Source organism: Bradyrhizobium sp. BWC-3-1 (assembly GCF_032917965.1).
GTDB lineage: Bacteria > Pseudomonadota > Alphaproteobacteria > Rhizobiales > Xanthobacteraceae > Bradyrhizobium > Bradyrhizobium canariense_D.
In genome coordinates this window covers 7501901-7515306 of the sequence record NZ_CP136625.1, presented here as the reverse complement: position 1 = coordinate 7515306, position 13406 = coordinate 7501901, and the positions used below count along the sequence as shown (strand labels likewise).

Annotated in this window: 8 protein-coding genes and 4 pseudogenes; 6 read left to right on the top strand and 6 right to left on the bottom strand. The window is 57.4% G+C overall.

Features of this window, described 5'->3' with window-relative positions; translation table 11 throughout:
- Positions 1-833 precede the first annotated feature (833 nt).
- From RX329_RS36185 to bioA, 6 genes and pseudogenes are all read left to right on the top strand, one after another.
- The gene (locus RX329_RS36185) at positions 834-1253 is read left to right on the top strand and encodes a hypothetical protein (RefSeq protein WP_317245120.1); all 420 of its coding nucleotides are present in this window, start codon (positions 834-836) and stop codon (positions 1251-1253) included.
- Between the two features lie 490 nt (positions 1254-1743).
- The gene (gene bioB / locus RX329_RS36180; RefSeq protein ID WP_317245119.1) at positions 1744-2562 is read left to right on the top strand and encodes a biotin synthase BioB; all 819 of its coding nucleotides are present in this window, start codon (positions 1744-1746) and stop codon (positions 2560-2562) included.
- A 4-nt stretch (positions 2563-2566) separates the two neighbouring features.
- Positions 2567-2919: pseudogene (locus RX329_RS36175) on the top strand (aspartate 1-decarboxylase).
- A gap of 175 nt (positions 2920-3094) precedes the next feature.
- Positions 3095-3676, top strand: a complete 582-nt coding sequence (locus RX329_RS36170; RefSeq protein WP_166517532.1) for an aminotransferase class I/II-fold pyridoxal phosphate-dependent enzyme — start codon at positions 3095-3097, stop codon at positions 3674-3676.
- Positions 3675-4191, top strand: a pseudogene (gene bioD, locus RX329_RS36165) (ATP-dependent dethiobiotin synthetase BioD); the annotation flags it as partial. The gene RX329_RS36170 and the pseudogene bioD, both read left to right, overlap by 2 nt.
- A pseudogene (gene bioA / locus RX329_RS36160) lies at positions 4188-5428 on the top strand (adenosylmethionine--8-amino-7-oxononanoate transaminase). The pseudogenes bioD and bioA, both read left to right, overlap by 4 nt.
- A 244-nt stretch (positions 5429-5672) precedes the next feature.
- Here bioA and nolL read toward each other — a convergent pair.
- From nolL to RX329_RS36130, 6 genes and pseudogenes are all read right to left on the bottom strand, one after another.
- On the bottom strand, positions 5673-6794 hold the full coding sequence (nolL, locus tag RX329_RS36155; RefSeq protein ID WP_317245118.1) for a nodulation factor fucose acetyltransferase NolL: 1122 nt from the start codon (positions 6792-6794) through the stop codon (positions 5673-5675).
- Between the two features lie 1313 nt (positions 6795-8107).
- A complete protein-coding gene (ectB, locus tag RX329_RS36150; RefSeq protein WP_317245117.1) occupies positions 8108-9370 on the bottom strand; it encodes a diaminobutyrate--2-oxoglutarate transaminase in 1263 nt (420 codons plus the stop codon).
- 366 nt (positions 9371-9736) lie between these two features.
- The gene (locus tag RX329_RS36145) at positions 9737-10141 is read right to left on the bottom strand and encodes a hypothetical protein (RefSeq protein WP_157158632.1); all 405 of its coding nucleotides are present in this window, start codon (positions 10139-10141) and stop codon (positions 9737-9739) included.
- 223 nt (positions 10142-10364) lie between these two features.
- Positions 10365-10457: pseudogene (locus RX329_RS36140) on the bottom strand (DNA-binding response regulator); the annotation flags it as partial.
- A 236-nt stretch (positions 10458-10693) separates the two neighbouring features.
- Positions 10694-11083, bottom strand: a complete 390-nt coding sequence (locus RX329_RS36135) for a response regulator (RefSeq protein WP_317245116.1) — start codon at positions 11081-11083, stop codon at positions 10694-10696.
- A gap of 84 nt (positions 11084-11167) precedes the next feature.
- Positions 11168-11851: a response regulator transcription factor gene (locus RX329_RS36130; RefSeq protein ID WP_085348765.1), complete on the bottom strand. Its 684-nt coding sequence runs from the start codon at positions 11849-11851 to the stop codon at positions 11168-11170.
- Positions 11852-13406: the final 1555 nt, after the last annotated feature.

Below are 13406 nucleotides of genomic sequence, written 5' to 3'. Positions count from 1 at the left end.
GAATATGACAAGCTGGCTCGCCTCGCGGAGGGGCGGCAAAGAAGCGAGCTTGACGGGCAGTTCTGATCGCTACCGGAGCGAACTGTGACTGCGGCCACCGAAGTCTCGCCGTGTTGGAGCTCGAGGCCCTCTAGGGCTGAACTGCGAAACTTCGTCACGTGTTCCCTGGCCGTGGATCCATTGTGACCGGCCACATAGATGACGCATTGACGGTGTCTCAGGCGGTAACCGGCTAACCGCTCGACATGAAAAGGACTGAGATGAAAGCCCACCGTCAGATCGTCGCAAGAGCAAAGCCTCTCGTTGACGAGCTGGCGATACATTGGCGTCGCTTTGCATCATGTGCTGAAGCCGATGACGTTTGTTTGGTGCCATACTAGCCGGTTCGCCGGATCATGCCGCGCCAAATGGCCTCCGCCGCCATTGTTGATCTAAGGCATTTCAGTCGGTTCTGGCATCAAGCACGGTTAGCCCAACGCCATACCTTGCGGACTTGTTTAGGCGAAGGGGCGGCAGCAGCTCCTGCAGGCCCGGCTTGCCGCGACAACCATCGTAGATGTCTGTGCCGATTGTCTGCATGAGGCAAGTTCGCAACGAAGGCACGAATGACGAGAAAATCCAAGGAAAGATTCAGATGTCGAAAGATAAACTGCAGGAGAAACTCTCCGCTGGACGATCCGGACAAAGCCGATGTTCGTCTTCCAACTAAGTTTGGTGCAGATGGTCCGCAGTAGTTGGGATTGCCCATGCCGGCGCGGCGGCCGGTCAATGTATGAGTCGGACAACACGAGTGGTGCCGGATTCGACCCTATCGGTCAAAAGAGGGAGGAGGTGTGAGGAAGCAAATTGTAGAAAGGCTCGAAGCGGGACGCGTGCGCGATGGCCGGTTCGCCACCGCACCCGGATCTGGTCCTTCCGGTCTCTTCTTCGTGCAGGGGCCTTGTGGCTGCCAGCTCAAGATCATCGGCTTCGTTCGTCCGGGATGGGAGCATGTCTCTGTGTCGACGCCTCGGCGATCTCCAAATTGGGAGGAGATGTGTCTCGCCAAAAATCTGTTTTGGCATCAGGAGGAATGCGTGATGCAGCTGCATCCTCCTCAGTCACAGTATGTGAACAACAGTCGCTATTGCCTGCATCTCTGGAGGCCGACCCGTCAGGTCATTCCGATGCCTCCGTCAGCCTTCGTGGGCATCGTCGGGCTGGGGCCGTCTGAAGCGGCAATTCTGTTTGCGCAGATGAGTGCCATGTCTTAACGGACCCGGCCGCATCGATGCCAAGTCGAGCGGCGGCACGTAATCGAGAGCGCAGTGGCGCTGGAGCCTAGGCGGCCACAGGCCCGCCAAGGGCCCGCGGGCACCACTCTGCGCACCAAAGGCCGCTGCGCTTCTCAAAGCGGCAAGGCACGCCGCAGAATCGGCTCGTCTATTGTGCGCAATATGACGCGCATAACAACGCCAGCGAGGAATCGGCCAGGTGACGAATTAGAGCGGATCGGTCGATCCGGTACACATTGCGGGCGGCCAAATCCTCGCATCAGTAAAGGACCTACGGGGCGCAACTACGTACGCATCGGCTAGTGACCTGGGTGAGGCGCGTCGGGCAGCGTTGTTGCGCGTGCCTCGATGCTGCGATCAAATCCTGGAAGGCGGGCCGGCTATTAGCCTGATATGCGCGCGATGGCCCGCGCAACTCGGCGGTATTTCTCCTTCAATACCGGGCAAGAGTGCGTTTCCGGAGCTGCGCATGTGGGTGTTGCTTGTATCCAGTGGACTGAAGGCGGCTCGCTTGATGGATCGGTCTGACGTGGTCTCCGCCGCGCAACGGGCCAAGGCCGCAGGGGCGACCCGCTTCTGCGTGGCCGCGGCCTGGCGCAATCCAAAGGACCGCGACCTCGATCAGGTCTGCGATATGATTGCCGCCGTTAAAGATTGTGGCATGGAGACGTGCGTAATGCTCGGCATGCTCACGCCAAAGCACGCCGCACGGCTCGCCGACGCCGGCCTCGATTTCTACAATCACAACGTGGACACCTCGCCTGAGTTCTACCGCAGCATCATCACGACCCGGACCTTGCAAGAGCCAAGCGACACTCTTACGCCCGTGCGGCAGGCGGGCATCAAAATCTGCTGCGGCGGAATTATTGGCATCGGTGACGACGCCGAGGACCGTCTCGGCATGCTGCTACTGCTCGCCAATCTTCCGAACCATCCGGAAAGCATCCGGATCAAGCTCTGGAACGAGGTGAATGGCGTGCCGGTGAGGTTCACGGCGGAGCGTCCCGATCCGATTGCACTGGTGCGCCTGGTGGCGACCGCGCGGATCATGATGACCAACAGCGTCATACGGTTGGCCGCCGGGCGTGAGTACATGACTGATGAACTCCAGGCCCTATGCTTCTTGGCTGGTGCGAATTCCATCTTTGTCGGCGATGTGTTGCTGACGACCAAAAATCCGCAAGTTGACCGGGATGCAAGTGTGCTAGCCCGGCTCGATATTATGTCTGACCCGCTTAAGTCATCCAGAACAATGGGCGTGGCGCGCGCAAGCCATCAGCGTAGGTAAAGAAATGCAGATTGTCCTGATTGAAGGGAACGATTCATTGCACCTCGTCACTGAATCCGACCTGCACTATGAAGGCTCGATCTCGATTGATCGCGCGCTGCTGGACGCGGCCGGTATCAGATTAACGTTCGCGTCGAACTGTACAACCTCGAGACGGGAACACTCTTTGCAACGTTTGTGACCGAAGCGCCACAAGGGTCCGGCACCGTAGACGTAAACGGTGCGGCGGCGCGACTGGCAATGCCCGCAGATAAGATAAGTATTGTTGCATACGCGTCACTTGACGAGGAGGATGCGAGCATCTTCAGGCCGCGCATTGTGCCGGCTGATCGAGAAGATCCCATCCTGCAAGTTTGAACCCACAAGCCAACGCGGGAAGACTCTGTCCGGCCAGTTGGGAGTTTTGCGGCGTCCATCGTTGCTCAGCGAGTGATGAATGAATTCTGTCATTGCGGGTATGTTGCTGTGCTGACAAGGCTGTCGCAACAAGACGACCTGCTCGTCCTTGATTCGCCGGTTCACGCCAGTATTCATGAAGGAGCGCGAACGGGCCGAGCAGCGTTTCGAATCAGTGCCCATAACAATCCGCAGGCTATCGAAAGCGGCAATTTGCGACTGGCGCCCGGCCGCAGGAGCCGGGCGGGTCTGGATCGTAGTCGAGAGCCTCTACAGCATGGATGGCGAAGTCGCACCGCTTGGAGACCTGCTCGGGATCGCGCACCTGCACGACGCGTTCATGGTTGTCGACGAAGCTCATGCAACGGGCGTTTACGGCGAGCAAGGGCGAGGGCTCACGGCGGCCTATGAAGGACGCGAGAATCTCCTCGTTGTTCATACCTGCGGTAAGGCGCTGGGAACTTCCGGCGCGCTTGTCACCGCCACTGGCGTGCTGCGCACGATCAATCGCTGTCGCCCGTTCATCTTCGCGACCGCTCGGTCGCTGTTGATGGCGGCGGCCGTGCGGGAGTCTCTCTTGATCCTGCAGGAGGAGCCGGAGCGAAGAACGGTTGACGAAGCTGGTCGCGTTCTTGCATCGGGAGATGGCTGTGCGAGGCGAGAGAAGTCCTTCGAATTCGCAGATCCTGCCCTATATCGTTGGCGAGAATCGTTTTGAAGGGGAGGCCGATAGCCAGCTGGTTGCACGGCTGAGCGGTCTTCCGGCCGATCGGATCGTTCCGGAGCGTTACCGCCTTAAAATACCCGCTTCCCCGCATCATTCGGCCGAGACAGACGGAATTCGCATCGACCCCGGATTCGCTCATCGGGCCGCAGGCCGGGGAGCGACCGCTCGTCATCGAAGGCGCCGGCGGGCTGATGGTGCCGCTGAACCGTAGCCCACTCTACATCGACATCTTCGAGCGGTGGCGGCTTCCCGTCGTGCTCCGCGCCCGCACGCTACTCGGGACCATCAATCACTCCCTGCTGCCGATTGAGGCCTTGCGAAAGCGCCAGATCGACATTCTTGGGATCGCATTATCGGGGGAAAGAAATGCTGAAACTGAAAGCGCAATTTGTGACATCGCGCGGGTGCGTTGGTTAGGCCGGCTGCCCTGGATTTCTCCTCTGACGGCAGACAGCCTACGGGTCGTCTTCAAAGACTCGTTCATTTCCAGCGACTTCCAGCCATGAAGCCAAACAACAGGTGGCCCATCTGGCATCCATTCGCGCAGCATGCGCTTCACAAGAGATGACCAAGGTTGTGCGTAGCGACGGTGCTTATCTCCACAGTGCGGATGATCATCGAATCATAGATGCAGTCGCATCCTGGTGGGGTCGTCACTCACGGCCATTGCCATCCGCAGATCGTGAGCGCGATTCACGAATAGGCCGGCAAATTGAAGCGAGTCATTTTCGCCGGCTACACGCATGATCCGGCCGAGGAGGTCGCTCGGCTCCTTTTGAAACTCATAAGCCAAGGCTTGGACCATGTGTTCTACTCGGACAGTGGCTCAGCCGCTTGAAGTCGCCCTTGAACATGGCACTCGGCTATTGGCACAATAGAGGCAAACAGGGAACACGCATCGTTGTCAAGCACTCCTATCACGGCGACACGTTCGGCGCGATGTCGATTGGTGCCCGCGGTGTCTTCAACGCGGCGTACGGACCGCTCCTGTTCGACCTGACCTCAATGCCATTCCCTGCGAGCGGTCGTGAGCAGGCAACGCTTGATGTGCTTGAATCAGCATGTCGGCACGAAAATCGCGCAGCCCTTATTGTCGAGCCTGGTGTTGAGGCAGGCGGAATGCTGAGGTACCCAACTTGGGTGCTAAGTGAGATGAAGCGGATCTGCGAGGCGTCGGACGTCCTGTTCATTGCCGATGAGGTCATGACGGGCTGGAGCCGCACCGGAACAATCTCACTTGTGAGCAGGCCAATGTTGTGCCAGATAGAGCGTGCTATTCAAGGGCCTCACGGGAGGTGCGCTGCCGCTCGCTGTGACACTGTGCTGGCCAGGGATTTTCGATGCTCATTACTCGAAAGACCGTACGCACATTCCTTCACTCGAGTTCGTCCACGGCAAATCCGCTGGCCTGTGCCGCCGCCAAGGCTAACCTGGAACTGTGGAAAGACAGGTCAGACGCATTGCTGCGCTCGCAACCATGCAAGAGCAGGCAATTGAACCATTCCGCGGCGATCCGCGCTTTGCAAACGTTCGCCGTAGCGGCGCCATCACAGTGCACTCGATCTGAAGACGAAGGATACCGGCCATTGGCAGGCGTCGGCCCGAAGCTTCACGCCTTCTTTAAAGTGCGCAATCTCTTGCTGCAGTAATACGATCTATGTGATGCCGCCATATTGTGTAACACCAGGAGACCTGCACGAAATATATGCGGGCGTCTATGACGCTGCCGATGCGCTGGCCTGAAGACGCGCGGCTCCGCAAGACTAGGGAGTCTAGTTGTCGTCGGCTTCCGGAACGAGTTGAGAGTGCCTTGCCATAAGGTGCCGAAATGGACGATGGTTACTCGCATGTTACGTTACTCTATGCCGACCGGCTCGGCCGGTGGACGCCGACGCCGTCCGATCGGGCTTCGAACGCTATTCCGGCGGCAGCACAAGGCGATGCCATCGCAACATCCTGCCGTACTCGGACGATCAAATGCATACAGCTAGTTCATTGCGGGTTTGACTCGCGGGAGACCTGACCGCGGTGGCATTCCAAGGACGAGCTGAGACAGATATGGAACGCCGCGAACAGTCGAACGGACCACTAGCGCGATCGCAACAATTGCCGCCCCGAGCAGACCCGCGATGATCAACCGGCTCGTGAGATCCCAAAGTTCTCCGAGCTGTATGAAATCCATTAGACGGAACACGGTACCCTGGACAAGGTAGAGCAGCAGCGTGGTCTGGCCCAACTCCATAGCTATAAAGCGGGCGATTCGGGTTGAGTGGCTAAAGCGCCAGCATTGCAGCAAGAGTTCGATGGCGATTGCTGAGGCAGCTGCAGCGCCAACAAACATCAGAAGCACGTCTTTGGCCGACCGAAAATCGTGAATTAGTCCAAGATTATTGTAGACATAAGTGTCCTTGCCCCAGGCTACAAAACATACGCAAGTCAAGACCGAGAGAAATAAAATCAAGAGCGGCTTGTGAGATCGCGATGTAGTCGCCCATCGTTCGTTCGATTGAGCAAACAAGAATCCCAAGCAGAAGAACGGGTAAGTGAACCTGATCAAGGGTGATATGGAGAACGTCAGAGGAACGAGTGCAATCAGTATCGCTGAGCCAGATATGACCAACGATCGGTGGCTCAGCCTGGTGAGTATCTTGATGAGAAGGTAAGAAACAAACGTGGCCCAGATGAACCAGTATGTGCCGGCAAGATCGTCTACAAATTCCAAAAGTCCGGTAGTTAGGCTGGTCGCGCGCCACAATGCCGCTGACTTAGCTGTCTCCATGAGCGCCCACCAAAACAGCATGGGCAGTAAGAGCTGCGTCGCACGGGCGATGGCGGCCTGAGTGAACGACTTCTGCAGCAACGATCGAGAAGAAAGATAGCCGCTTATCGCCATAAAGAGTGGCATGTGAAACATATAGATTGCTTTGTAGTACGGCGAATACCAAAAGCCGCCGTCTCGATAGATGACATACTGGATCAGGTGCCCAACGATTACCAAGACAATGAGCGCACCTTTCGCGAAATCTAAGCTCAGATCTCGATCGCTTGCCCCGGTCGTGCGCGAGCTCGGGGCCATTATTCCAGTCACGCGTTGCAATCTATCAAACATCTAGATATCTGTTGTTGATGAGCCGGCGGTCCGTTGTCCGCTTCTTCTGCCTCATTTTTGGCTGAGACGAAAGGTGATGGTGGGAGTTTTTGGAAGGGCAACAAGCTCAACTGGTTAGGCCTTGAGGAACTAGCCGTGGGCCGAGCATCTCTGTACGCCTCAGCAAACTGTGCGGTAGAGAGCCGATATTTGGTTTGAGACGCTGGGCTAGCAGTGCGGGCACGGCATGCTAGTTGCAGACGCGGCTCTGGGAGGAAGACTGTCGCACTCAGTCTCCCACTCAGCCCGACGCATCTCGGACCCGGCAGATGCGTCGGGCTTCTTCGGTTCGCCCAGCATAGTCGACATTTGGTCCCGTCGACGCCGGGGTGATCAAGCTAACGGGGCGTCTGATGGCTGAACTCGATCACGCCAACTTGGGGCTATGGCATCGGGCTGGGGGCACACGGATATCGGTGCTCCGAGTTGTGGAGCAAAAGCCGAGGACCAACGCTTTTGAATTGAGCTGCTCGTTCGGCTTCGTGCAACTCACGCCTGAACCGCGCTTGCCGTGACGACTTTTGTCGTAAAGCCGCCGCCGCAGTGATTGCTGCCGCATTTATGGTGTAAACGGCTCGGCTGGATCGCAGCTGCGGAATGTCTACGGTCCTGACAAAGTCCGCACCCGTGTGATGGACCCGTGCTCATGAAGGCCAGGCGTGAAACGGGCTGCGCGTGTGGAGTACCATCTCTAGCTGAAGCTCGTCGCTTATGTGCATCCGGGGGAGGCCTGGTTGATCGTACTTGGGCGGATGACCAACTGCGTTCGAGCAACATGACCTAATGCTCCAAGGAGCCCAGATCTAACGCAGGAGTGCGTGAAAGAGCACGGTCAGATGCGCGTGCGCGACGTCGCCGAGGCAGGCTTCTCGATCAATATCAGCTGAGCTTGGCGTGGGGATGAGGCGGTAGATCGCAGCGGCGGGCGGACTCTCCTCACTTGTGGACTGGCTTAGATGCGATCGTCATCGTCATTCAATAACTCGTCGCGCAGCACTTTGAAGGCCTACTACACCATTCGACTCCGCTCCGCCAACGAGGTCGCCTTCGGCGGACCTAGGGGGCTCCACACTCACGTGTTGCGGACCAAGCAGGGAGCAAGGCGTTCCGCGCACCAGCGACTCAGCGGATCACAAACAGCGCTGGCGTTCAGGCGTTAGCTCCACATTATTGCCTCACAACCCCTGACCGTTTCGGCGCGAAGCAAGGGCCGACGCCAGTGTCGTTGGCGGCGATGCTGTCGCTAAGACCAGTGTCTCTCGTGTGCCGGCAGGTTAGCTTGGTCGGGTCAACTTCAAGGTTTCAGTCAATGACTCCTCGAATATATCGAGCCCTTGTTCCAACGTTTCTTCGGCGATCGTAAGTGCAGGCAAGAACTTGACAACCTGATCCGTCGGTCCGCATCGCTCGATAATCAATCCCTTCATAAATGCTCTCCGTGACGTCGCCTCTGCGATCTCGCTCGTTTTGCAATCGAAGCCGCATACCATGCCGCGTCCACGAACGGCAAACTCGTTTCCGTGCTGATGCGCGATAGCATCGAGTCGACGCCGCATAAATGCACCCAAGCGTTGGATCTGTTGCGAGAACGTCTGGTTGCGCCAATACAGATCCAATGCCGCCTTGCCAGAAACGAGTGCAAGGTTGTTTCCGCGAAATGTTCCCGTATGCTCGCCTGGTTCCCATGCGTCGATCGCTTCCTTGATCAAGAGCATCGACAATGGCAAGCCGTAACCACTGAGCGATTTCGACATCACGACAATGTCTGGCGACAACGCAGCGAACTCGAAGCTGAAGAACTCACCTGTGCGACCACAGCCCATTTGGATATCGTCAACTATGAAAATAGCTCCGACCTCTTTTGCCAAAGCCTGCATTGACTGCAGCCATTCCTTGCCGGCGACGTTAATGCCTCCCTCTCCTTGCACGGTTTCGACGAGAATGGCGGCTGGAAGATCAGTACCACTGCTCTCGTCCATTACCACCTTTCGAACGTAATCCGCCGGACTGTACGAGGAGCCAAGATACCCATCATAGGGCATGAAAGTTGTGCCGGATAAGGGAATCCCGCTGGCTTTACGGTAAAAGCGGTTACCGCTCGCGGCTGTGGCTCCCAAGCTTTGGCCGTGATATCCGTTCGTGAAAGAAATGACGTTGTGACGCCCTGTGATTTTACGCGAGAGCTTTAGAGCTGCTTCAACGGCGTTAGCTCCTGTAGGCCCGGTGAATTGAAAGCGATAGGAAAGATTCCGTTCCCGAAGAATAACAGAGCTAAAGGTCTCCATGAATTCGACTTTTGCTGGAGTGGCCATGTCCAAGCCGTGGACGACCCCGTCCGACTCCAGATAGTCGCTGATTGCTGCTTTGATCTGCTGATTGTTGTGGCCATAGTTTAGCGTTCCAGCGCCAGACAGAAAGTCTATGACCTTTCGGCCGCCCTCTGTGAACATAATTGAACCGCGCGCCCCATTGAAGACAGCAGGAAAGGAACGTGAGTACGCACGCACATTGGACTCTAGCGTTTCAATTGTCTTCATTCGGCTCCCCTGTGTACTCCAACCATGCGGTCGTCGCGTCGACCAGACAATCTGCCCGATGAAACAACGCGGGCCAACATCGTGCAGGACTGGCAGGCCATGACCGCGGGTTCCGCGCCTCTCGGCATCGTTTGGGTTGCGCGTAGCGCATCTAAAAATCAGCTCCAACGGGTTACCTGAGAACCAGGCGGAACAAAGCTACCATCTCTAGTAGCTTCGTCCCCATCCAGCGACGGCCCCCGTGTTAAGTCATCTTTCGCGAACAGGTTTACCTAGCCGCGCGGGAAGACGTTGCGCATGCGTGCGGTACCTTGCGTCAGGATACCGCGAGCCGGAAGCGACATGCTCAGGCCACGGTCTCAGGGACTAGAAGGACACGCCCGCCGCCCGACCGGTTTTGGCCTTGCGCTTGGTCGACACAATCGCCGGGCAGTCGTCGGCGTGGATGGATTCGGCAGCAAAGGCATGGCTTGAGATCGAATCTGCCAGCGGCACTTGTGTTGCCATTCCAACGGATGCGTAAGCTTCCGGTGCTTCAGTCCGAAGAGTTGCTGGGATCGAACCGAATTTAGCGGATCTGGCGGTGCAAACCGTTCGATCCGCCAACATTCGATCTGCCAACATACGTCTTTGCGGCTTCTCGGAATTCCGCAGCGAACGTCTGACAAACTCCGTGATGTTGGCCGCGATCGCCGCCTCCTTTTCCCCCAAACTCGGCGGCCGGATCCGTGGCACTTTCGCGCCGAACTCAGCAATGGTTGTCGCACTCAAGATCGCGCGCTCCTGCGTTCAATGTCGTCCCGGCCTAGTGCGCACTTGCGCACGGGGGCCGGGACCAGTACTCCGAGCGCGGAATTGTCGTGCGAAAGGGTCAATCCGAGTCTTTGCCAAACCACGTTCGGTGGTTATGGGTCCCGGCCTTCGCCGGGACGACCTCGGAGATTGCGGCCGCAGCCCGCTAGATCACGTCTGCCAACATCACACCGCAAATCTCCTAGACCTGCTCCGCCTTGGCAAACCGATCATCCAGCGCGTAACCGGCGCCGCGGACGGTGCGGATCGGGTCCTGCTCGCGGCCGAGATTAACGCGACGAGCGCTTCGGCCTCGTCGGATTACGCGATCATACGGGAGGCATGTTGTCAGGGGCCCGGACTAGCAAGTGCTTCAACCAGACGTCGAAAGTGCGACAACAGCGACAGGAGTGCGGCTACATCAAAAGGTGATGGTCGCCACTGGCGCGGGGTAAGCACGAGCAATCGCGCGTTGATCGACATCGTGAGCGCCGCGCGGGCGCGGCTTGGTCCAGATTGCTTGCCCCGCTTTCAGGCGTTTGTTCCGGGACGGTGCTCGCGGAGTACTTCATCGACGCAGGCCATCAACTCCGGAGCGGGAAACGGTTTAGCGAAAAAGCCGGTCACGCCGGCGCTCAAAGCGCGGGCTCGCGTGCGATCATCCGCGAAGGCAGTAATCAAAATGAATGGCGCAGCGTGGCCTTGGGCCCGCATCTGTTCTAAAAGTTCAAAGCCGCTCATCGTGGGCATCTGCACGTCTGCAATTACACAGGACGTGCTGTTCAATTGAGACGACTCCAGGAATTCCTCGGCCGAAGCAAACGTATGAACGATGTGGCCCTGTGATTTCAAGAGGTTGTTCAGCGCGACACGAATTGAAGGATCATCGTCGACAACGGAAATAGTGTTAGACAAGACCACCCGTCCTGGTTGGGCGAAGGCACTGGCCGAAGCATGGCGGCCAGCTGAAGGGTGCGCGTGTACGAAGAAATTGTAAAATCATACTTAGGTTTGTACTCTGAAACGGTCGGTCCCAATTCCCAGCCTCTCCGCCATTCTAATCAAATCGGCTAGTGATCGAGCACCCATCTTCTTCATCACGTGCCCCCGGTAGATTTTGACTGTAATCTCGGCAAGCCCGAGTTCCGCGGCTACCTGTTTGTTCAAGAGGCCCGTGGCGACCAGTCTCAAGACATCCTGCTCTCGTGGACTTAGAGCCTCGAACAAGGACTGCAGCTTCGTGACAACCTTGTCTATAGCTCGTCTCTTGCGATCCTGTTCGATCGCTGCGACCACTCCATCGAGCAGTTCCTGATCGCGAAACGGCTTGCCGAGAAAATCGATTGCTCCATTCTTCATCGCTTTGACGGTCATCGGAATATCGCCATGAGCGGTGATGAAAATAATGGGAATGTGAACCTTCAGTTTGGCTAATTCAATCTGGAGCTCCAGCCCGCTCAAGCCTGGCAGTCTGATATCAAGCACAAGGCAGCTGGGAACATCAGGAAGCTCGCTCTGGAGCAGTTCCTGGGCCGATCCGAAAGCAACAACGTCTAGACCGATCGAACGAAACAGGTTGACGAGCGATTCGCGCATTGAGAGGTCGTCGTCGACGACCAACACGCTCGGTCTCACCTCCGGCCCTTCGACAGTTGCGGCTTGCTTCCGCGGTTCAGAGCGCTTGGTCACGATAAAAGCCTCACTTTGCAATCGTGGTAGAAGTTCCGTGGAGCCACGACCAAAAGTTGCTCGTGGCGGCCTTCTCAGGAGCTTTCGCGCAGTGCAAATCTCTGAGATCTTCCAGGTATGCGAACGGCCAGCCGTTTGCGTGCGTAAGACATTATCACGAAAGTCTAGCAAAAAGGGCCCGAGTGGTCGAGAACTGGCTTCCGTCTGTCCGCCGTCCCGTTGGAACGGCCCGGCGGCATTGATCAAATCAATCAGCAGCCAAGTTGCGGCGCTCGCTCTAGCTGGCGGCGGATGCCGCTTGGCAGGGCGCATGAGGCGTCGGCGGACTCTCGTTAAGCGGCCGGATCAAAATGCCCGCCGCCTCGGTAGCTGCACGCGGGGGCGCGAGCTGAGCGAATTGGGGCCAATGTGCCTGTGCATGCGCCGATCCCGCCGGCGTTGTTGAGATCGGCATGAGGCGTAGACTATCGCACCCGCAGTAAAGAAAATGGACATCAGAACGAGTAGCAGCGGCATCAGCACATAAATTCTTTTTTGCGTCGCCAGAGCGCCTGTGAGTTGCGTCTTTAGCGAGCTTGGGAAAGCACCTTGCATCGGTTTCGTACAACCTGACGCATGGTGCGATTCAAGTCCTTTCGGTCGTGCTTTGTAGGAAATGTAATCATCTCGAGCTGCGGGGGCGCCCACGTTCGTGCGTCCTGCCGATTGCTTCGCTGCTCGTATCCGAAGATGATGTGTGTAATTCAAATGGAGAGGGCGCATTCGCGGGATTGGCGGGCACCATAGGTGCGTATCGAGCACGCTGATTCGAAGCTTAGCTCCTCAATGCCGCAGTATAGGGCTGAAACTGGCTCGAGCGGTCCGCTTGGAGCAGCCGCCAACCGCCCACTAGCTCATCAATCTTCCGACGCAACTCATTAAGGCGGCCCGGCGCACTCCTTTGAGAAGAAGTGTGCCGGGTTCGCCCCACATCGCCAGTACATCCGTGGTGATGGTGTCCCAGATGATGTGACCCGCGTGGCAAAACTGAGACTCGTTTAGCAGCCAAAGTAGGTGGTGACTCCCTGCTACTTCACACAGACGGGAAAGGCTTGAATCGTACGTAGGGTCACGTTGTACATGTCTTGTAGATTGATCGAGTTAGCATCTCTCGAGCCGACTAGGTGGAGTTCGTAGTTGGCAAGTTAGATCTGTCGCAGCGCGACTGGGACGAGAAGGCGTTCCGCTGTTCTCCAGTGGCTGGGATCTCCAGTCGGAGGGTTTCGGAAGCTTCATGCGGTGTTTGGAGTCGTCCGTTGGCCTGCGTCCTGGCCCCGGGTGGTCGAGCGTGAACGAGATCGTCTTAACGGCCCACTGTCATGCTGACATTGCGGGGTTGTTCGCCAATCCAAGGCTGGTGGCCGGCCTTGGTTAGGGCAAGGAACACGTTGTTCAGAATCGCAGCCGTCTCCATTCGAAAGGGCTACCGAAGACGGGTTCGCTGGGTCGTGTCCCCGGTGGTGGTGTAGCTCGGTAGAGCAAAGCCGCCCGGACGCGCGCCTTCAAATAGCGCCGT